The following is a 19,948-nucleotide window of genomic DNA, read 5'->3' on the forward strand; positions in this document are numbered from 1 at the left end:
GCCGTAGGGGCTTTGATAACGATAGGGATAGCCGCCGCCATAGTAGCCAGCGCCGCGCCAACCGCGCCCGCGGTCAGCGACCGCGATCAGGCAGTCGCTTGCGCCCGCTTGAGCCACGCTGCCCGGCGCTGCGGGAACGGCCGCTTGCGGCGGAACGGGCGCCGGGAGTGCAGCGGATGTTCCCCCGGGCGGACCATCCGGCGGAGAGATCGGTACTGCCCGGATCGCACCGGGAGTGTCGCACGGCACGGCGAAGTAGGAATAGGCGGAGGGCCGCGGCGCATAGGTGGCGCAGCCGCCCAGCAGAACCGCCCCGGCCAGCGGGACGATGATGATAGGCTTGCGGATGTTCGGCATGGTGCGTTCCATTCGTTCTTGGTCGGCAGTTGGGCTGCCGGACCGAATATATATGGTTCGGCTCTCGAACATTGCACGTCGCCGCCTGGGGCCGGGACGCAGCCGGTATCGGCCTCGGTCATTCACCCGGATAGGCGCTCAATCGTTCATGACTGCTCGCCTGCGGCGGGAGCGGCGCGGGGCGGATGGGCTTCAGGGTGGCTGGCGAAGAGACCGACCGCAAACAGATGTCCAAGCGACTTTGCGTTCGTGGCCACGACGATCGCGGAAAGCGCCAGATACCCCCAGGAAAGCCACGTCAGGCTGGCGATCGTTCGCGCATCGTCTCCGAGAAAATTCAGCGTCAAGCCGACCTGAAGGGCGAACAGGCCGGCAAGCGCCAGCGCACCCCACACACCGAGCCTCAACCGCAACAGCAGGGCAATGCCGAACAGCGATTGCGCGGCAGTGAGAAAGAACTCCTCATGCTGCCGCGCATCGAGCGGCAGAGCGGTGAGTCCGCCTGCCCCGAGGCTCATTGCTAACGGCAGCATGCCGACCAGCAGGGTCCATTGGTTGATCTTGTCCGAGATCATCGTTGCAAGGCCGTTAGCCGCCCGCCCCGAGAGCACGAACAGTACCGCGATGGTCACCGCAGACGCCTCGCTGGCGAGTGGCGCGAGCCACTGGATCAGCAGGAACTCATCGATGCCGACCGAGCGCCCTGAGTCCACCATTGCCTCGGCAAACGGTTCAGCCGAGACCAGGATAACGGTCGCCGCAACGACCGTTAGCGCCGCCATCGCGGCCCACTGACGCGCCGACGACAGCTGGCTAAGCGCGGCTGCGGGGCCAGGTTCGTCGTCCTCGTCTTCTTCCGCCTCGGGGAGATAGCTGACGCGCCAGACATAGGCGGCGAAGATCGCGACCAGCAACCGCATACTCCGGCAGCACGGTGACGAGCGCGATTGCCGCCACGATCAGCCCTTGGCTGACGCGCTTCTCTGCGGCCTCCGCACCCCAGGACAGCATGAAGCCCGCTGCGAGGATCGCAATGCCGAAGAGCGCGGCGACCATAAACTCAGACTGCGTGCTTCGTGCCCCACGCTTAGGGTGTCATTCCGCCCTCAACCGGAACCGACCCCACCGCTGCTAAAACCGCACACAAAACATGAGGAAAGAGTGATGCACGAACGCGATCCCAACATCGTCACCTCGAGCCTGTCTGGTTTCGTCACCGAACAGGGCGTCACCGTGAGAGTGAACATCATCCGGTTGGAAAATGAGCCGGGCTGGTCGCTTGAAGTCGAAAACGAGCATGGAACTTCTACGGTCTGGGACGACCTGTTCGCGACTGATGATGCCGCGCATGCTGTTTTTCGTCAGACCGTCGATGAAGAAGGTATGCGCGCCTTCCTCGACCATGCCGTCGTCATACCCTTCCGACGTTAGCACCGTCAGCGTTCGCCGTTCGTTCGGTCCTAGCGTACGTAAACTTCACTTTCGTGCAGTGACCCCTTGGACAAGACGCCCTGCGGAGAGGAGGCTGGGGCAGCCAAAGATTTTGCCTCACATGTGAATTGGCTTGCCCGTTACCGCCATCGCCGCTTCCTTGAGCGCCTCCGAGTGCGTGGGATGGGCATGGCAGGTGTAGGCGATATCCTCGCTAGTTGCGCCAAATTCCATCGCCTGGGCAGCCTGAGCGATCATCGTGCCGGCGAGTGTGGAGATGATGTGAACCCCAAGCACGCGGTCGGTCTTGGCATCGGCAACGACCTTGACGAAGCCGTCGGTATCTCGGTTGGTCTTGGCGCGGCTGTTGGCTACGAAGGGGAATTTGCCGATCGTGATTTCCCCGCGTGTTTTCGCCTCCTCCTCGGTCAGGCCGACGCCCGCGATCTCAGGATGGGTGTAGACAACGGATGGTATCACCGCGTGATTCACGATACCGATTTGCCCCGCAATATTCTCGGCGACCGCAATTCCCTCGTCCATCGCTTTGTGCGCAAGCATAAGGCCAGGAACGACGTCGCCGATCGCCCAGATGCCGGGAACAGCGGTTGCAAAGCGGTGGTCGACTTCGATCTGCCCCTTCTTGTTCAAGCCAAGCCCGGCTTTGTCGAGTCCCAGGCCTCCGGTGTTAGGGCGCCGTCCGATCGCGACCAGTACCACGTCGGCCTCGATCGTTTCAGCCTCGCCACCGGAAGAGGGCTCAACCGTAATGGTTGCGGTTGAGCCGTTGCGTGCGACCGCGGTAACCTTGGTGCCGAGCTTGAACGCGAGCCCCTGTTTGCCGAAGATGTTGCGCGCTTCCCTGCGCACTTCGCCGTCGAGGCCAGGAAGAATTTCGTCGAGATATTCGATCACCGTCACTTTGGCGCCAAGCCGCTTCCAAACTGAGCCGAGTTCAAGGCCGATCACGCCGGCACCGATGACGACGAGATGTTCGGGGACCTTGGGGAACGCCAGCGCGCCTGTGGAGTCCACAACCACTTCGCCGTCCACCTCGACACCCGGAAGGGGTGTCACCGACGAACCGGTAGCGAGCACGATATTCTTTGCGCGCACGGTCTTGCCTGCGACTTCGACGCTGTCCCTGCCGGTGAAGGTGGCCAGCCCTTTGAGCCACTCGACTTTGTTCTTCTTAAATAGGAAGGCGATGCCGCCGGTCAGCTCTCCGACGGCCTTGCTCTTCTCGGAATGCATCTGCGTCAAATTCAGGCGAGCGCCTTCGATTTCTACTCCAAACTTCGCAAGAGCGCCCGACTTGGCTTCCTCGTACAGCTCGGAGGCGTGGAGCAGTGCCTTCGATGGGATGCAGCCGACGTTGAGGCACGTTCCGCCAAGGGTCTCGCGCGCCTCTACGCAGGCTGTCTTCAGCCCGAGCTGCGCCGCGCGAATGGCAGCGACATAGCCGCCGGGACCGGCACCTATGACAAGAATGTCGTAGTCGTAGTCACCCATTTAAAACTCCGTTCGGCCTGATGGCGGGACACCGCCGTTTGCTCAGGAGCACGAACACTGACAACTGACAATGGGTTATGAACCGCCCCGGGTTTGTCGGAGGCTCCAACTCCTGAGAAGGTGGAGCCATGACGAGCAAGACGACGAACAAGTTTGCGCCCGAAGTCCGCGAGCGGGCGGTACGGATGGTTTTCGATCACGAGCGGGATCACCCGTCCAGATGGGCTACCGTGGTATCGATTGCCGAGAAGATCGGCTGCGTTCCGCAGACGCTACATGAGTGGGTGAAGAAGACCGAGGTCGACAGCGGCAAGCGCGGCGGTGTCCCGACCGAGGTGGCGGACAAGGTGAAGGCGCTGGAGCGCGAGGTCCGCGAACTGCGGCAAGCCAACGAGATCCTGCGCAAGGCATCGGCATATTTTGCGCAGGCGGAGCTCGACCGCCCGTTCCGGAGATGATCGCGTTCATTGACAATCACCGCGATGCCTATGGGGTCGAGCCGATCTGCCGTGTCCTGCCGATCGCCCCATCCACCTACTACGAGCACGTCGCGCAGCGACAGGATCCATCGCGTCTGTCGGCACGGGCGCGTGAGGATCTGATCCTCAAGCCCGAGATCGCTCGCGTGTTCGCGGAGAACTTCGCGGTCTACGGCGTGCGGAAGGTATGGCGGCAGATGATGCGGGAGGGCTTTGTGATCGCCCGTTGCACCGTCGAACGGCTGATGCATGAGATGGGCTTGGCAGGCGTGATCCGGGGCAAGCCGGTGCGTACGACCATCAGCGACAAGGCGGCACCGTGCCCGCGCGATCACGTCAACCGCCAGTTCTTCGCGCCAGCGCCGAACAGGCTTTGGGTGTCGGACTTCACCTATGTCGCGACCTGGGCAGGGTTCGTCTACGTCGCCTTCGTCATCGATACCTACGCCAGACGGATCGTAGGCTGGCGCGCCAGCAGGACGGCACACGCCAGCTTCGTCCTGGATGCGCTCGAACAGGCGCTCCACGATCGCCGTCCGACCCATCGGGGCGGCCTGGTCCACCACAGCGACCGCGGATCGCAATACGTGTCTATCAAGTACACCGAGCGCCTCGCCGAGGCCGGCATCGAGCCGTCAGTCGGCAGTGTCGGCGACAGCTACGACAACGCTTTGGCCGAGACGATCAACGGCCTGTACAAAGCCGAGGTGATCCACCGGCGCGGCCCCTGGCGCAGCTTCGAGGCCGTCGAGTACGCCACGCTGGAATGGGTCGATTGGTTCAACCATCGTCGGCTGCTGGAGCCCATCGGCAACATCCCGCCCGCCGAAGCCGAAGATCAATTTTATGCTGCCGCGGACAACATCGATATGGCAGCATGACTCACAACCCAAGGCCTCCGGCAAACTCGGGGCGGTTCATTATGCAGGAAGGCGGAAACGCGACTTGCCAAAGCAGGAAATCTAGAGTTAATTCCATCAACCGGAGAGGAGTGACTTGACTCAGGTCCCATTAAACGACTGCGCATGGGACCGGTGTTGGAGGACCGACCAGATGGTGCAACTTGTAACGTATGTTTCAACAAGCCATGGTAAGCTCAGAGACTATGATCGGTATTTTGAATAGGGTCGTTCCCCCAATCGCACGGTTTCTACTATCGGAATCATCAAATTTCCGTGATTGAGCGCAAAGGCTCGCTATTGCCCTTTCTATTCTTTGCCGGTCTGATCGGCCCCCCGTACAAGGCTGGGGTAACGTTTACCTGAATAGTACATCAACCAAGCCCGTGAGTCCCATTCAGGCATTTATGGGGAGAACAACGCACGGGAGTGCAAATGAAGTACGCCGCCCTTTATCCATGCGCGATCGCAATTCTTTTAAGTACGACTGTTCCGGTTCGAGGAGACACGCTCGGCGAGGCACTCATAAATGCCTATCGCACGAACCCAAGCCTGACAGGTGCGCGAGCGGGTTTGCGCGTGACTGATGAAGGCGTTTCGATTGCAAAGGCCGCCGCGCGGCCGACCCTGTCGGCAACGGCAGATTATCAAGAGTTTATCGTTCGTACCGCTAATAGCTTCTCTGCACCACTGCGAGCCGCTAATGCGGCGGCGAATGTGTCGCTGCCGCTTTATCAAGGCGGCCGTGTCAAAAACGGCATTCGCGCGGCGGACGCTCGGGTGGATTCCGGCCGGGCAAACCTTAGAGCAACTGAAGCGGACGTTTTCACCGCTATTGTATCAGTCTACATGGATGTCATTCGTGACCGCGCCATTGTCGGTTTAAACACCCGTAATGTCGAAGTTCTTGAAACCAATCTTAGCGCATCCCGTGATCGCTTTCAGGTCGGTGACCTTACCCGGACCGACGTTGCTCAGTCGGAGGCACGGCTCGAGTTCGCTCGTGGGCAGCTCGAACTTGTAAAAGCACAATTGGTTACCAGCCTCGAGAACTACATTCGGTTTGTTGGTGTTCCAGCACAAAATTTGGAGAAACCGCCGAAGTTTCTGGGACTGCCGGCGAACGTAGAGGCGGCGCTTGTGACGGCATTCCGCAACAACCCACTGTTGATCGCTGCGAAGTTCGACGCTGCGGCGGCACGCTACGACATCCGTGTAGCTAACGCCGCCCGGCTGCCACGGCTAGCGGCTGTGGGTTCAAGCAACTATAATAACTATCTGGGCACACTAACCAGCACGATTCCCGGTCGGGCGTTCCTCCAATCCCAGCGAACTGCTACAGTCGGGCTTTCTGCTACGATTCCGCTCTACCAGGGTGGTCTGCCCGCTGCTCAGGTTCGACGAGCACAGGCTTTGTCCAGTCAATCACTAGAACAGATCGTGTTTGTTGAGCGCCGGGTAGTTGCGGAAACACGCGCTGCTTTTACCCGGCACCGCGCGACGGAGCGGGTAATCCGGTCATCGCAAGCAGCCGTAGCGGCAAACGAACTGGCGCTTGAGGGTGTTCGCGCCGAAAATAGCGTCGGCACGCGCAACGTACTCGATGTACTAAATGCCGAACAGGAACTGCTCAATAGTAGAGTCCAGTTGGTAACTGCTGAACGGGACGCTTATGTGGCCGGTTTTGCCTTGCTTGCGAGTATGGGACGCGCAGAGGCGCGGGACTTGGGATTGTTTGGCGGTGGGTTGTATCAGCCAAGAATTCGTGATCAGGCGCCGGTGCGAGATCGCCGCTTTGATAGCAATTACGGACCTTCCGACAATATTGAGCAGGGTGAGCAGCCTTTCAACGCCTCATTATCGTCCACCGAACCTTAGGGTAAAAGCCTATTTATTTTGTCGGCCCGTGATCTAGGGGAGCGGATGATAATTCCGAGCGTGAACGCGACCTTAACTTGGCGATCGTCGTAACTATTTGAATTTCACTTCAACAGCCAAATTTATAATCAGTACTATTTTCGGTTGCTATTACCGGAACTAGCAAGACGTGCCTTGCAAGTGCCATTACCGGCAAATGGTGCCCGCGACCGCTACTTCACACGATCGACTGAGTGAACCGGCTTGAGGAGGAAATCCGCCTCGGCGAGGCCGGTACGTTCGCAGCTCGGCCGTCACGCCTTGAGGTCGTGATGCTCGACGAGCTTGGTTATCTGCCGTTCGCCACTCGGGCGGGCAGCTGCTCTTCCATCTGGTCAGGACCGCGATCAACACAAGCGAAAAGAACAACCGGGCAGTGACCATCGCCGGAAGGTAGAGATCAACAAATGCTCTCGCAAACGGTCGTTCGCGCGACAGCCGGGCCGATCGCGGCGGAAGCCACTAAAACGGCCCATCTGACTTCCTAAAACCGTCCCTTGTTTCCTTCTCCGAAATCCGGCTAGGTCGTGTCGAGTTTTCGGAGAAGCCCCTTGCTCGTCGGCTATGCGCGCGTGTCCACCAGGGATCAGTCCCCTGCCCTACAGCTTAATGCGCTCCGCGAAGCCGGGTGCGAGAAGGTGTTCACCGAGAAGGCGTCGGGCGCGCAGCGCGATCGGCCGGAGTTGCGTGCCGCGCTCGACTATCTCCGCGCCGGCGATACGCTGGCGGTGTGGAAATTGGACCGGCTCGCACGCTCCGTCCGGCAGCTCGTGGAGACGGCCGAGGATCTCGCCAAGCGCGAGATCGGCCTAAAGGTGCTAACCCAGGCGATCGACACTACCAGCCCCGGCGGGCGGCTCGTGTTCCACGTCTTCGCGGCCGTCGCCGAGTTCGAGCGGGAGTTGACCTTGGAGCGCACCCATGCCGGGCTTGCCCAGGCGCGGGCCTTGGGGCGGCGTGGTGGGCGCAAGCCGGCGATGGGGCCTGCCGAGATCAAGCGAGCCAAAGCGATGCTCGCCGATCCGACCATCACCGTCGAGGAGGTCGCACATCAGATTGGCGTGCAGCCGTCGACGCTCTATCGCCACATACCGGGCGGGCGCAGCTCGCTTAGCCAACCGGCTTAGGTGGAGGCCTTCGTTCGACGGCCGCGTCTTTGTCCCACCCACCCAACCGTTAGCGCCTGGCCTTGCGGCCCGGCAGTCAGGCGAATAGGTCGCCGATCGCACGTAGCCGGAAGGCGTTGAGCCAACGGCGTCGGCGATGTTCAGTGGCGTCGTGGACCATGTGGCAGCGCTGGCAGAGCGCCGCGAGGTTGCGCGGCCGGTTGTCGCCGGGATCATGGTTCAGATGCGCGCTGGCGAGGGCCACGCGCGTGATCCGAAGATGAGCAGGCGGGTCGATGCCGGCGAGACCCGGTTGCGCCCGCGCCAGCTCGTCTGGCGACGGCAGCCGGCGAAGCTCCCTGCCCTGCCCGTCGCGCCAGGTCGCGGCGTCCGCGTCCCACCAGACGCCATTCCCTAAGTGCAGCACGTCGCGGCCGTGGGGGCGACGGCAATGCTCGCAACGCCCCTTCGCGCGCCGGAACCGGATGAGGTTTGACAGTTCGCGCCAGTCGATCGGATAGAGCCAGCGATGTTCGCGCGCGATCGGCATGACGATTCTATGAGTCAGACAGCAGCAGAACGAAAGAGGAAAGTTACCGCTTTCGGGTTCAAATTACGTGGCGCGAACTTCCAGTGTTACACCCGATGCGCGTTGCAGTGTGCTGATGACCGAAAACAGATTGTCAGCAGCGGGATTGCCCGCCGGGCTGAACATCCGCATCAGGCTCTTGGACGGTCGTCCGGTTTGTTCGGCCAGTTCCTCGAAACCTACCGTCGCCTTGATGTAGTCGCGCAAGACCGCCTTTCCCGTGTCGATATCACCGAGGAGGAAGGCATTGACGGCTTCGGTGAGGAGCGCCGAGCGAAACGCCGAGTCCGCTTGAACACGGGCGCGCACAGTATCCTTGAAGTTGCGAGTGAGAGCCATCACGATCTTCCTTTCCTCCGCGCCTTGTAGTCCGCCCACAGCGACTTGGCGGTGTCGATGTCACGCTGCTGCCGCTTCTTCGTGCCCCCACTCAGGAGAATGACGAGGGTTTGGCCGTCCATGCCGAAATAGACGCGATAGCCAGGCCCGAAATCGATCCTGTATTCCGAGACGCCCTCTCCCACCGGTTTGACGTTGGAAAGCGCGCCACGTTCGACCTTGTTCAGCGCCACCGTCACCTTTGCGGCGGCTACCGCATCCAGCGCGGCAAACCAGAGTCCGAACGGGCTTCGCCCTTCCCCGTCCTTATACTCCTTTAGCACCATCGGTTTCATATATGTTACCATTGAGCCGATCGTCAAGGGTGGACGCGCCCGAGCGGGCCGCGCTCTATCTCCGCTTGGCAGCTCCGATCGAGCCGCCATGCTGGCGTCTCGCCCCTGACGGGCTACGATCGCTCGCGCGAACAGAGAGGCCGCCGAGGCGGCCGTGTTGTTGTCCCGCCCGCCCAGCCCTGAGGCCGGCCTTTTAGACCGGCTACAAGAAAGGTTGTGCGATCCTGCCAATCTGCATATTATCATGTCTTCAATATTGAAGGTGTGCACACGTGCATATAATCACACTTGCAGCGCAAAAAGGTGGCGTCGGCAAAACGACGCTTGCGGTCAATCTGGCGGTTGCGGCGCAGGCGGCAGGCATCAGGACGGCCCTGTTCGACCTTGACCCACAGGAAAGCGCGACGGCGTGGAGCGAGCGCCGCGAGGCCGAGCTACCCCATGTAGAGCCGATCAGCGCGCGCCGCTTGAACCAGGCGATCGACGCGGCCGAGGCAAACGGTTTCGACCTCACCATCATCGACACGCCCCCGGCAGCCGGGGCCGAGGCAGCCGCAGCCGCGCAACGAGCCGATATCGTGCTGATACCGTGCCGCCCTTCCCTTATCGACCTCGACGCGATCAAGCGCACGGCCCAGCTCATCATCAGCACCGGCAGGACCGGCTTTGTCGTGCTCAATGCGGCTCCGCCTACGGCAACGACGCTACTGTATGACGCGAGGACACTGGCGGAGGATACCGGGCTAAAGGTCGCGCGCGCAGTCATCAGGGAGCGCAGCGCCTATCGCGCAGCATGGCCCTACGGGCTTGGCGTGACCGAGCATGAACCGTCCGGCAAAGCCGCCCAGGAGATTGCATCACTTCGCCAATTCCTGTTTCATGAATTGCAGAATTGCACACCTGCAAATGTGAAGGCTTGATATCATGGCACGACGATCATCGCTCCTCGCGCCCGCGGTCGCCACAAAGGCAAAGTCCGAGTCCGCCTCGCCTGAGCGTGTAACGTCCCCACCGGACGCGCGCGCTCCCCGGTCGAGCGGGCAACGACCGGGCAAATATCACTTGGGCGCTTACTTCGATCCGGCCGACCCCACCGCCGAGGCGTTCCGAGTTCTGGCCGCGAGGACACGCCGCAGCCATCAGGAATTGCTGGCCGAAGCGATCGCCGAGCTGGTCGCCAAATACGACGCCGACAAGCAGTTCGGACGTGCTTGAACGTGTGCACATATGCACAACTGCAAACGTGCAGGATTGAACCATGAAGAAGCGGCGCGACCCTAGCCCGGAGTTCGACCTGTTCCTGCCGATCATGGGCGACCTTCCGCTCAAGGATCAGCGTGAGACGATGGAGCGGCCGTTCTTTTCCTTGCAGAAACGCAAGCGGGTCAAGCCGATCGAATATACCAGCCCGGACGGCGCGACCTGGGTGAAGATCGAGGCGATACCGGCCTACGGCATGGCGACGATCTGGGACGCCGATATCATCATATGGGCCACGTCGGCGCTCAATCGGATGCGGGAGCAGGGGGGCAACGACCTGCCCAGGACGCTTACCACCACGTCCTACGACCTTTTGCGGGCGATCAAGCGCAACACCAGCGGTCGCGCCTATCAAGATCTCCAGGCCGCCCTACAGCGGTTGCAGACGACCTCCATTTCCACGTCGATCCGCGCGCCCAAACGTCGCAGCAAGGCGGGCTTCAACTGGCTCGACAAATGGACGTTGGAGGTCGACCCCGAAACGGACCAGCCTCGCGGCATGACCATCACCCTGTCGGATTGGGTCTATGAGGGAATCATGGCGGAGCGGTCGCTTCTGACCATGCACCCCGACTACTTCCTGCTAACCGGCGGGCTTGAGCGGGCGCTTTATCGTATCGCGCGCAAGCACGCTGGCAATCAGCGTGGAGGGTGGACGTGCCGGGTGGAGGTGCTGCGCGACAAAACCGGCAGCGACAGCAAGCCAAAAGAGTTCAACCGGATGCTCCGCAAAATCGTGGAGACCAACCAACTTCCCGATTATGCGGTGGAAATGGTGGCAACGAACGACGGTAGCCCGGCCATTCTATTTCGGTTGAGAGGGGAGGCAGAAGCCTTGGCACTCTCCGAGCAGCTCCAGGCCGAGCAAGACCGGCGCGACCGCATGGAAGCCGATCGACGGCGCACCGTAGAGGTCGATGACCTGATGGACCGGCTTTCAGGACGCTCCTAACTATCGTGTTATCACACACCGCCGCCCTCGGAAGCGATGCAGCCCCGTTGAGATCAGGAGCCGACAAGGCCAACAGGACACCCGCGATCGGCATTTTCGAGCCGTTTCTATCGTGTTTTCACACACCTTTGATACGTGTTTTCACACACCGCGCTATCGTGTTTTCACACACCGAATCACGTGTTTTCACCCACCGCCGACTTATGCAACCCATTGATCCTAAAGGAGGAAATGGCCACTTTTTGCGGCTTAACCTACTTAACGATTCATATTTAACAGATTCTTTTAACGTCAGCAGTACGCCCAGAACCCTACGAGAGAAGGTCAAATGGAATCGGCCTATGGCCGATCCGCCTTCGTTTCGTGCCGCCTTCGGCATCACAAGGGCGGCGCAAGCGCCGCTGGCTAAGCGGGAAAGAAGTGGGCGAGGTAGCGGCCAGAAGGTTGCACAGCGACCGTCAGGAGCGCGGTGGAGGGCAGGGAAAGGGCCTTCGACTATCCCAGGTGCTGATCGCAGTGAACGTCACCAGCGGGGCTTAAATCAACCCGTTGGTTTGCGGCCGAACAAGCAGGCCGCGACCGGTCACGCCGGATCGAACCGCCCGGCGAACTCGCGATCGTCGTAGTAGCGCAGCTTGGCGGCGATGATCGGGCGCTGCCCGGCGAGGAACAGGAGCTGGCGATCGGGGCGCAGCGTCCGGACTTCATCGGGGGTGAGGAGGGCGCGGCCGACATGCTGCTGCCCGTAGGATAGGCCGCTTTCTTCCGCGTCGATTGCGCGGCTCATGGTCTCGAACACGACGGTTTCCTGCCCGGCCAGATCGGAGACGAGTTTGGCGCTGTCCTGATCGTTGACCCCGAACACTTGTAGCACCCCTGCGTTAGACAGGAAGGTGCCGGCCCGCTGCCCGTATAGCGCGCGGAGCTGGTGAACGTCCTGGAGGATCGGCCAGAGCTGGACGCCATAGCCCGCCATCAGTCCCATCGCGCGTTCGACCGGTTCGAGACGGCCGAGGGCCGCGAACTCGTCGAGCAGGAACAGCACCGGCCAGGGCGGGCGACCCGGCGCGCGCGCCAGCTCGGTCAGGGCTTGCGCGACTATCAGCCGCAGCCAGCGCGCATAGCTGGCGAGCCGATCGGGCGGCAGCACGAGGAACACCGTCGCCGGCGCATCCTTCAACCCGGCGAACGTAAAATCCGAGCCGCCCAACACCGTCGCCATGCGCGGGGAGTCGAGAAAGTGGGTATGGCGTTGCGCGGCGGACAGCACGCCGGCCGCTTCGCGATCGGATTTGCCGAGCTGGCGGTTGGCGGCGCGCGCGACCAGGCCACCTTGGGGTCACTGCACGAAAGTGAATTTTACGTACGCTAGGCGCGAACGAACGGCGAACGGCAGGAGTTGTTGGAAAGCGGTTTGTCCGCTCATGGCGACGGCGCTCGATCCTCGGCTATCATCTCAAGCCGCTGTTCAATCATAGCAACAGCCTCCACGGCGCTGAAAAGGGCCGTGTCCACTATCAGGCGGGGTTCGGTCCACGGGACGTAATCGTGCGATGTGACGGACGACCACGTAGGAAGTCTGAAACCTTCTATGTCGGGTGCACGACCCTCTACCCGGCGCTTATGTTCGTCTACATCGCTACAGATGATTCCGACCTCAAAGACGCCTGCTCCGTCAATGGCTTGCGCCACACCACGCCAGCCTTGCCGACTTTCGGGGACGGGATTGACGCTATCGGCAACAACCCAGTTGCCCAGCTTGAGGTTCGACGCTGCGATGGCGAAAGCAACGACATAGCCTGCGGCACCGATATCGCCGGCAAATCCTGACTGTTGCCTCAGCACGTGCTCGATCTCATCAACACGGACATAGGCTGCCGATCGTTTGGTAACCAACGCCTTCCCAATAGTCGTCTTGCCGGTCCCGGGCAGACCGCTAAGCACGATGAGCATAAGACCTCCGTTGCCAAATCACGTTTGCTTACAGGAATTGCCGGTTAGGTCGAGAACGGCCGCAACTGAGTGATTCTGGTCCCACAGACGGTTTCAGGCGGCCAGTAATGAGGGCGATGTGCGAAGCGGCCTTAGCTGACCCAGCCCCGGCCTGTCGCCCCGCTCCCAGCTATAGTCGCCCGTGAGCGCGATATGCTCCCAGCCCAGCGGTGCGATATGGCGGGCAACGTCTTCCAGCGTTCCCATGTCGGCCAGTGCCTGTTCGAGATAGCGGGTGTTCCACAGGATGATCGCGGCGACCAGCAGGTTGAGGCCGGAGGCACGGTAGGACTGGTTACGGGGTCACCCCTCAGCAAGCGAGCCAGAAGGTGCATCGGCCTCAGAATCGAACGCGCGTTTTCCGCGTCTTTTCCACAGCGCCAGCATATCGCCAGAATCGTCGCCGCGACCACGCCCGGCGAGATCAAGCAACGCGCCGTAAAGGGTGGCGCGATCATCGTCTGTCAGCTCGACCAAGCCAGCTTTCTGGACCAGTCCGCCCAGCTCAATCAGGTGGCGTGTTCGTTCGCGACGTTGCACGACCCAGCTCCTGCTATCCGTTCGCCGTTCCGCCGCTTCCGCTCGCAGCGTCGCCGCCCGGTTCAATCGTAGCGCCCGATCCGTCGATTGCAGCAACGCCGCCACCTTTGCGCCCACGCCGCTGAAAGAACGCCGCGCCCTTCGATCGCCACGCCTCCTTTGCCGCAGCGTCTTTCGATCCAATCGCATCGAGCAGGACGCCGGTAAGGGTTTGCGCATCCAGCGCATCGGCACCTGTAGCGGCAACGAGCTGGCCGAGCTGTTCGACCCGCTTCGCCTTGAGCGACCGAGCCTTGTCGTTCAGCGCCCTCAGCTCGGCATCGTAATCGCGAACCTTACGCATCACGAGTTATCCTCATCCAGTTCCTCCAACGCAGCTGGAATATCCGACCACAGCGAACCCGCTGTGCCATCCACATCGATGCCGGGCGGTGCTTTCCCCTCCCAAACAATGCGCCAGCCATAGATTACCCCATCTTCACGCCATGCCGTTGTGACTGGTGTTTTCGTCACGCTGAAGGGGTGCTTCCTGAGCGTACCCACATCGATCCCCAGCGCATTGGCAATATGCTCATTGCGATGATGCTTCATCGCACCCTTATGGGGATGGCTCATCAAATTCTCTCCCTGCTGTAGGCAGTTTGCCAGAGTGTATGGAGAGATCAAGCAGGAAGCAGCACGAAGTCAATCATGAGGAGCGTAGCGAGTGATGAGTGCGCGCTTATACGTCGTTGCCGACGTGCGCTAAGTAAGGCAATGTGCGGAGCATCATGGCGATCTACCATTTTTCCGCCAAGGTTGTGAGCCGCGCGAACGGATCGAGCGCCGTTGCGAGCGCCGCCTATCGTTCCGCGTCCGAGCTGCACGATGACCGTCTGAACCGCGATCACGATTTCAGCAACAAGGCCGGTGTGATCCACTCCGAGGTGATGTTGCCGGAGGGCGCACCGGAGCGTTTAAACGACCGCTCGACCTTGTGGAACGAAGTGGAGGCCGGTGAGAAGCGCAAGGACGCGCAGCTTGCCCGCGAAGTGGAGTTCTCGATTCCGCGCGAGATGAACGAGAAGCAGGGTGTCCAGCTCGCACGCGATTTCGTGAAGAAGCAGTTTGTCGATCGCGGGATGGTCGCAGACCTGAACGTGCATTGGGACAAGGCGAAGGACGGCACGCCGAAGCCGCACGCGCATGTGATGATGACGATGCGCGACGTGGGACCGGACGGCTTCGGGAAGAAGAACCGGGACTGGAACAGCACCGAGCTGTTGAAGGACTGGCGCGAGGCGTGGAGCGCGCACGTCAACGAGCGCATGGCCGAGCTGGGGCTTGAGGGTCGGATCGATCATCGCTCCTATGAGGCGCAGGGGATTGGCCTGGAGCCGCAGCACAAGATCGGACCCGCAGCATCGCGCCGGCCGGAGCAGGGACTTGAGGCGGAGCGGATCGAGGATCACACGCGCATCGCCCGTGAGAACGGCGCGAAGATCATCGCCAATCCTAATGTCGCGCTGGACGCGATCACGCGCAGCCAAGCGACGTTCACCACCCGCGACCTTGCGACGTTCGCGTTCCGCCACAGCGACGGCAAGGATCAGTTCGACCAGGTAATGGGGGCGGTACGGGCGTCGCCCGAGCTGGTCGCATTGGGGAAGGACGGGCGGGACCAGGAGCGGTTCACGTCGCGCGACATGATTGCAGTAGAGAACCGGCTTGAGCGGGCCGGCGACGAGCTGGCGGGCCGGGGCGAACACAGTGTCGGCGATCGGCAGCGTGACGCCGCGATCGGCGCGGCCGAGGCGCGGGGGCTTGTCCTGTCCCGCGAGCAGCGCGACGCGTTCGATCACGTCACCGGCGACGCAGGGCTGGCGTCCGTCGTCGGCTACGCCGGCAGCGGCAAATCTGCGATGCTGGGCGTCGCGCGCGAGGCATGGGAGGGGCAGGGCTACACGGTTCGTGGCGCGGCATTGTCGGGCATCGCGGCCGAGAACCTTGAGGGCGGGTCCGGCATCCGGTCCCGCACCATCGCCAGTCTTGAACACGCATGGGGGCAGGGGCGCGAGCAGCTAGGCCCTAGGGACGTGCTGGTGGTGGACGAGGCCGGCATGATCGGCTCGCGCCAGATGGAGCGGGTGCTGTCGCAGGCGCGCGATGCCGGGGCCAAGGTTGTCATGGTCGGCGACCCCGAGCAGTTGCAGGCGATCGAGGCGGGCGCGGCGTTCCGCAGCGTCACCGAGCGCCACGGCGCGGCCGAGATCACCGAGATCAGGCGGCAGCGCGAGGACTGGCAGCGCGACGCCACCCGCGCGCTGGCGACCGGGCGCACCGGCGAAGCGATCCACGCCTATGACGGCAAGGGCATGGTCCACGCGGCCGACACCCGCGAGCAGGCGCGGGGCGAACTGGTCGACGGGTGGGATCGCGCGCGCCAGGCCGAAGCCGGAAGCACCCGGATCATCCTCACCCACACCAACGCCGAAGTGCAGAGCCTCAATGGCGAGGCGCGCGACCGGTTGCGCGCGAGCGGCGACCTTGGCGACAACGTGACGGTGAAGGCCGAGCGTGGCGAGCGGCAGTTCGCGACCGGCGACCGCATCATGTTCCTGCGTAACGAACGGGGTATGGGGGTGAAGAATGGCACGCTCGCCACGATCGAGCGGGTATCGCCCGAGGGCATGGCGGTGCGCCTCGATGACGGGCGCGGGGTCGCGTTCGACACCAAGGATTACGCCCATGTCGATCACGGCTATGCGGCGACGTTTCACAAATCGCAGGGCGTGACGGTCGATCGGGCGCATGTCCTCGCCACCCCCGGCATGGACCGCCACAGCGCCTATGTCGGCATGTCGCGGCATCGTGACGACGTGCAGCTCCATTATGGCCGCGACGACTTCGCCGATCAGCGCCAGCTTGTCCGCACGCTCAGCCGCGAGCGGGGCAAGGACATGGCCGGCGATTACGCCAAGCCCGAGCAGGACCAGGCCCGCGCGTTCGCCGATCGGCGCGAGATCCGGTTCCCGGAACGCGCGCGCCAGATGGTCGAGAAGGTCCGCGACAAGGCCAGGGGCATGTTCGCCGGCTTCCGGCCGAAACCGCCGCTGGAGAAAGCGGCGTCGCCAGTGCTTGATCGCGGCGGGCTTTCGACCGCTGGCAAGCCCGACCAGGCCAAGGCGATCGAACGCTATGCGCGTGCCGTGGGCGATATAGGCCGGATGCGCGACAAGGGGCTGCCGGTGCTGCCGCATCAGGAAAGCGCCTTGCAGAAAGCCGGTGAGACGCTGGACGCGAGCCGTCCCCATACCGCGCGTGATCTTGCATCGGCGTTGGCGCGCGACCCGAAGCTGATCGAGCAGGTGGCGGGCGGCAATACGACCGGTGCCGCGCGCGCGATGGCCGAAGAGCAGCGCGTGCGGCTCGATCCGGAGGCGCGCGCGGACCGGTTCGTGGAGGGTTGGCAGAAGATGCAGCAGGCGCGGGCGGGCATGGAGCGGGCCGGCGACAGCGCCGGTGCCGAGCGGTTGCGCGAGCGGATGGAGAAGGCCGCGGGTGGCCTGCACCGCGACCCACAGCTCGAATCCGCGTTGCGCGCCCGCGCGCCCGAGCTGGTACTGAAAACCGAGCGCGAGCGGGCGATCGGCGATGCCCTGTCGTCGTCGCTTGATCGCGGGCGCGATCGGGACCGGGGGATGAGCCGGTGAGAGTTCGTGCCTTCGGGTATGATCCGGTTTGTGCTTTCGTGCGGTAAAAGGAGAAGCAATGCATGGGTGACGATCACGAACTAGATGCCGCAGCGGAGGCGTTCGAGGGCGTGCGTGGCGAGCTTGCATTGATGCGCCGCGCCGTCGAGCGACTGGCAGCTGAACGTGCCGAAGTGCCGGAATTCCCCGATTACAGCGAGACGCTGGGGAAGATGGCGAAAGCGCTTAACGCGACCATGCAGAATGTCGGCGTGCTGGCGAAGGCGGCCGAGGACAATGTCGCGCCGCGCTATGTCGCCGACAGGATCGTCGCGGCCGGCGCCCATGCCCGTGATGAGGACCGGCGCTTGATCGCGACCGCCGGCGAGAAGATGGACAAGGCGACCACCGCCTTGCACGGCATCGGTGGTTATGCCCGCCGCGCGGACGAGCAGCGCCGGACCCTGTGGCAGGTCGGCGCCGGGGCGTTCCTGGGCGGGGCGCTGCTATGGATGATCGTGCCGGGGATCGTCGCGCGCGAGTTGCCGGCGAAATGGCAGGTGCCCGAGTGGATGGCGGTGCGCACGCTCGGCCTGCCGAAATGGGAAGCCGGTCAGCGGCTTATGCAAGCCGCAGCACCGGATGCTTTTGCTAACATCGCGGCGGGTGACCGGATTGTCACCGCCAATCGCGTTATTTTGCAGGCGTGCAGAAAACGCGCGAACAAGGGGCGCACGCCGGTGCGATGTACGATTAGTGTTGATCCGTTGAAACAATGAACTGGTACTGGCGATTGGATGTCAATCTGCAGGACCCCGTCGGCGCCGTAGATACATTACAGCGTTTAGCGCCACTTGCTTCCTAAGTGCCGCCAAATCCGGAAACCAATGCGAAAAAATCGACTCGATAATCGAATAAGCAAAAATATAGTATTTGGATGCCGAAATCCTGACCGGCGCAACGTGCGGGCACATGCCAATAGCATCTTCGCGCTGGCAATCCATACGCCGGCTGGGACCGCCAGCTCCCACCAGTGGATGGGATGGCGGATGAACGGAGGCGAGTATTTCATTGTCAAATTAGACAGTTCGCTGATCGACACAACATAGCCTCATTCCATGGCAGTTATCAAGGACTAATAATCTTATTTCAGTGGGTATGGCCATCGAGCTTGCGTAGGTCGTTATGTAAAGCGGTTGCGGCGATAGCTGCATGACCCATGGCGACGCTTATCTGATCTAGCGCCATAACGATGTCACCAGCAGCGTAAACACCCGAGATGCTAGTGCGCTGTTTGGTATCAACTACAATACAGCGATCATCGCTAAGCTCGACCCCGAGCTGCTTCGCAAGAGCATTATTGCTGTCCGAACCCAACGCCGGGTAGATCGTATCGAACTGCATTTCGGTCGCATCGGCTAGACGCAGCGTTACGTGTTCTCCAGAAAAGTCGATTTGTTCGAGTGCACTTGGCGCGAAAGCGATGCCTGCCCCCTCCAGCGCGCCGCGGTCGGAAGCGTCGAGTTCGAAATCCTCGTTCGCCACCAGTGTTATTCGGTCGGAGAACGTGCGAAGGAACAGCGCCTCAGCGACGCCATGCGTGTCCGCACCGATGACACCGATAGCCTGGCCAGTCGCTTCATAACCGTCGCAGATCGGGCAGTAGCGCAGCAGGCCGCGATCCAGTGCGTCGCGATGGGCCGCGGCGTCGATCGAGGGGCGACGGTTCTCGACACCCGTTGCGATCAGGATCGATCGCGTGGACAGGGTTATTCCCACCCCGCGAGCGTCGAAGTCATTGGCGTTTTGCGCTACTGCATCAATGCGGGCAGTCACAATCGTAGCACCGTAGCGCTCGGCCTGTTCGCGCATCCGTTGTAGAAGATCATCACCAGCGATCCCGTCCGGAAAACCGGCGTGATTGTGCGAACGCGGTATCCATTTTGCCCGGCTATTTCCCTCATCGACCACGATGACGCGCCGATGACAGCGTGCAAGGTAGATTGCGGCAGTCAATCCCGCTGGTCCGCCGCCGATGATGAGCGCATCGCATCGAGCTTCTGTCACGCCATCCGTCCCATCGGAGCCCGAGGGGCAGAGGGCGCGAGGGGTAGCGAAGCGTTGTCGAAATGACTGCGAGCCGTCATCGAGAGCCCTTTTCAGAAGCTTGCCGTTCGGCAAGCCAAGTCTGCATCGTCTTGATCTCTGCCTGTTGGGTTCGGATTACTTCCTCCGCCATCGCACGAATTTTTGGATCTGTTCCATTAGCGATTACGGCACGCGCCATCTCCACTGCACCTTCGTGATGGGGAATCATGCCTCGCAGGAAGTCGGTGTCCGGATCGCCCGTGGATGGCACGACCATGCTTGTCTTATCGTGCGGAGGGTTCGCCCCGTGCATCGCATCGGTCAAACCCAACTCTTTTGACGCGAACTGGTAGGGAGGCTTTTCTGCGGAACAGGCGGACAGAGCCATAGCAACACTGAGAATGAGCCAGCGCGCCTTGATGAGCGACATTCTTTTTTCCTTATTAAAATAGTCGGTTCCTGGATCGAACCCGCGTGAACG

Annotated in this window: 20 protein-coding genes, 3 pseudogenes and 1 other annotated feature; of the genes and pseudogenes, 10 read left to right on the plus strand and 13 right to left on the minus strand. The window is 62.0% G+C overall.

Going from position 1 to position 19,948, the window contains the following annotated elements; genetic code table 11:
• Window positions 1-503: 503 nt before the first annotated feature.
• Window positions 504-1,277, minus strand: a complete 774-nt coding sequence (locus FHY04_RS20610; protein ID WP_260171692.1) for a hypothetical protein — start codon at window positions 1,275-1,277, stop codon at window positions 504-506.
• Window positions 1,278-1,521: 244 nt separating this feature from the next.
• Here FHY04_RS20610 and FHY04_RS20615 point away from each other — a divergent pair, with 244 nt between their 5' ends.
• Complete coding sequence (locus tag FHY04_RS20615) at window positions 1,522-1,788, plus strand: hypothetical protein (RefSeq protein WP_056060022.1); 267 nt, start codon at window positions 1,522-1,524, stop codon at window positions 1,786-1,788.
• A gap of 117 nt (window positions 1,789-1,905) precedes the next feature.
• Here the strand turns inward: FHY04_RS20615 and lpdA are convergent, their stop codons facing one another.
• Complete coding sequence (lpdA, locus tag FHY04_RS20620) at window positions 1,906-3,300, minus strand: dihydrolipoyl dehydrogenase (RefSeq protein ID WP_159513449.1); 1,395 nt, start codon at window positions 3,298-3,300, stop codon at window positions 1,906-1,908.
• Window positions 3,301-3,428: 128 nt separating this feature from the next.
• Between lpdA and FHY04_RS20625 the strand changes: the two genes are divergently transcribed.
• From FHY04_RS20625 to FHY04_RS20635, 4 genes and pseudogenes are all read left to right on the plus strand, one after another.
• Window positions 3,429-4,660, plus strand: a protein-coding gene (locus FHY04_RS20625) for an IS3 family transposase (RefSeq protein ID WP_409349186.1) whose coding sequence is annotated in 2 segments (ribosomal slippage) — window positions 3,429-3,726 and window positions 3,726-4,660 — 1,233 coding nt in all. Because the reading frame shifts where the segments join, the coding sequence is not laid out codon by codon here.
• Window positions 3,713-3,829 (plus strand) — a sequence feature (AL1L pseudoknot). (Overlaps the previous gene by 117 nt.)
• Window positions 4,661-5,113: 453 nt before the next feature.
• Window positions 5,114-6,556 (plus strand): TolC family outer membrane protein, encoded by a 1,443-nt coding sequence (locus FHY04_RS20630; protein WP_082441329.1) that lies wholly within the window; start codon window positions 5,114-5,116, stop codon window positions 6,554-6,556.
• A gap of 152 nt (window positions 6,557-6,708) precedes the next feature.
• Window positions 6,709-6,932: pseudogene (locus FHY04_RS22770) on the plus strand (ATP-binding protein); the annotation flags it as partial.
• A 214-nt stretch (window positions 6,933-7,146) separates the two neighbouring features.
• The gene (locus tag FHY04_RS20635) at window positions 7,147-7,722 is read left to right on the plus strand and encodes a recombinase family protein (RefSeq protein ID WP_056060027.1); all 576 of its coding nucleotides are present in this window, start codon (window positions 7,147-7,149) and stop codon (window positions 7,720-7,722) included.
• A 76-nt stretch (window positions 7,723-7,798) separates the two neighbouring features.
• On the opposite strand, the gene FHY04_RS20640 is transcribed toward FHY04_RS20635, so the two are convergent.
• The 3 genes from FHY04_RS20640 to FHY04_RS20650 form a co-directional block, all read right to left on the minus strand.
• Window positions 7,799-8,251 (minus strand): hypothetical protein, encoded by a 453-nt coding sequence (locus FHY04_RS20640; RefSeq protein WP_056060030.1) that lies wholly within the window; start codon window positions 8,249-8,251, stop codon window positions 7,799-7,801.
• Between the two features lie 63 nt (window positions 8,252-8,314).
• The gene (locus tag FHY04_RS20645; RefSeq protein ID WP_056060032.1) at window positions 8,315-8,629 is read right to left on the minus strand and encodes a DNA-binding protein; all 315 of its coding nucleotides are present in this window, start codon (window positions 8,627-8,629) and stop codon (window positions 8,315-8,317) included.
• The gene (locus tag FHY04_RS20650; protein ID WP_311725824.1) at window positions 8,629-8,964 is read right to left on the minus strand and encodes a type II toxin-antitoxin system RelE/ParE family toxin; all 336 of its coding nucleotides are present in this window, start codon (window positions 8,962-8,964) and stop codon (window positions 8,629-8,631) included. Before FHY04_RS20650 ends, FHY04_RS20645 begins: the two co-directional genes overlap by 1 nt.
• 272 nt (window positions 8,965-9,236) lie before the next feature.
• Between FHY04_RS20650 and FHY04_RS20655 the strand changes: the two genes are divergently transcribed.
• Genes FHY04_RS20655 through FHY04_RS20665 form a run of 3 tightly spaced genes read left to right on the plus strand, consistent with a single transcriptional unit; the run spans window position 9,237 to window position 11,176 of the window.
• Complete coding sequence (locus FHY04_RS20655; RefSeq protein WP_056060036.1) at window positions 9,237-9,884, plus strand: ParA family protein; 648 nt, start codon at window positions 9,237-9,239, stop codon at window positions 9,882-9,884.
• A gap of 4 nt (window positions 9,885-9,888) precedes the next feature.
• Window positions 9,889-10,179, plus strand: a complete 291-nt coding sequence (locus FHY04_RS22995; protein WP_311725827.1) for a ribbon-helix-helix domain-containing protein — start codon at window positions 9,889-9,891, stop codon at window positions 10,177-10,179.
• 43 nt (window positions 10,180-10,222) lie between these two features.
• A complete protein-coding gene (locus FHY04_RS20665; protein WP_056060039.1) occupies window positions 10,223-11,176 on the plus strand; it encodes a replication initiator protein A in 954 nt (317 codons plus the stop codon).
• A gap of 583 nt (window positions 11,177-11,759) precedes the next feature.
• On the opposite strand, the pseudogene FHY04_RS20670 reads toward FHY04_RS20665, so the two are convergent.
• The 6 genes and pseudogenes from FHY04_RS20670 to FHY04_RS20695 all read right to left on the minus strand — a co-directional run.
• A pseudogene (locus FHY04_RS20670) lies at window positions 11,760-12,512 on the minus strand (type IV secretory system conjugative DNA transfer family protein); the annotation flags it as partial.
• 86 nt (window positions 12,513-12,598) lie between these two features.
• Window positions 12,599-13,129, minus strand: coding sequence for an AAA family ATPase (locus FHY04_RS20675; RefSeq protein WP_056405863.1), 531 nt, complete (start codon window positions 13,127-13,129; stop codon window positions 12,599-12,601).
• Window positions 13,130-13,222: 93 nt separating this feature from the next.
• A pseudogene (locus FHY04_RS20680) lies at window positions 13,223-13,465 on the minus strand (Tn3 family transposase); the annotation flags it as partial.
• A 6-nt stretch (window positions 13,466-13,471) separates the two neighbouring features.
• Window positions 13,472-13,708, minus strand: coding sequence for a conjugal transfer protein TraD (locus tag FHY04_RS20685; RefSeq protein ID WP_082446661.1), 237 nt, complete (start codon window positions 13,706-13,708; stop codon window positions 13,472-13,474).
• 13 nt (window positions 13,709-13,721) lie between these two features.
• Entirely contained in the window at window positions 13,722-14,051 is a 330-nt protein-coding gene (locus FHY04_RS20690) for a conjugal transfer protein TraD (protein WP_056405867.1), read from the minus strand.
• Window positions 14,051-14,323 carry a hypothetical protein gene (locus FHY04_RS20695; RefSeq protein ID WP_156360282.1) on the minus strand — a complete coding sequence of 91 codons (273 nt, stop codon included), beginning with the start codon at window positions 14,321-14,323 and terminating at the stop codon, window positions 14,051-14,053. The genes FHY04_RS20690 and FHY04_RS20695 overlap by 1 nt, the downstream gene beginning before the upstream one ends.
• Before the next feature lie 155 nt (window positions 14,324-14,478).
• On the opposite strand from FHY04_RS20695, the gene traA reads away from it, so the two are divergent.
• Together traA and FHY04_RS20705 are read left to right on the plus strand one after the other, a co-directional pair.
• Window positions 14,479-17,400: a Ti-type conjugative transfer relaxase TraA gene (gene traA / locus FHY04_RS20700; protein WP_159513454.1), complete on the plus strand. Its 2,922-nt coding sequence runs from the start codon at window positions 14,479-14,481 to the stop codon at window positions 17,398-17,400.
• A 62-nt stretch (window positions 17,401-17,462) separates the two neighbouring features.
• The gene (locus FHY04_RS20705) at window positions 17,463-18,158 is read left to right on the plus strand and encodes a DUF6118 family protein (RefSeq protein WP_183937714.1); all 696 of its coding nucleotides are present in this window, start codon (window positions 17,463-17,465) and stop codon (window positions 18,156-18,158) included.
• A 370-nt stretch (window positions 18,159-18,528) separates the two neighbouring features.
• On the opposite strand, the gene FHY04_RS20710 is transcribed toward FHY04_RS20705, so the two are convergent.
• Window positions 18,529-19,446, minus strand: coding sequence for an NAD(P)/FAD-dependent oxidoreductase (locus FHY04_RS20710; protein ID WP_159513453.1), 918 nt, complete (start codon window positions 19,444-19,446; stop codon window positions 18,529-18,531).
• 76 nt (window positions 19,447-19,522) lie between these two features.
• The gene (locus FHY04_RS20715) at window positions 19,523-19,897 is read right to left on the minus strand and encodes a DUF305 domain-containing protein (protein ID WP_056060065.1); all 375 of its coding nucleotides are present in this window, start codon (window positions 19,895-19,897) and stop codon (window positions 19,523-19,525) included.
• Window positions 19,898-19,948: the final 51 nt, after the last annotated feature.

The sequence above is a fragment of the Sphingomonas sp. BK481 genome, from assembly GCF_014194875.1.
GTDB classification, from domain to species: Bacteria; Pseudomonadota; Alphaproteobacteria; order Sphingomonadales; family Sphingomonadaceae; genus Sphingomonas; species Sphingomonas aerolata.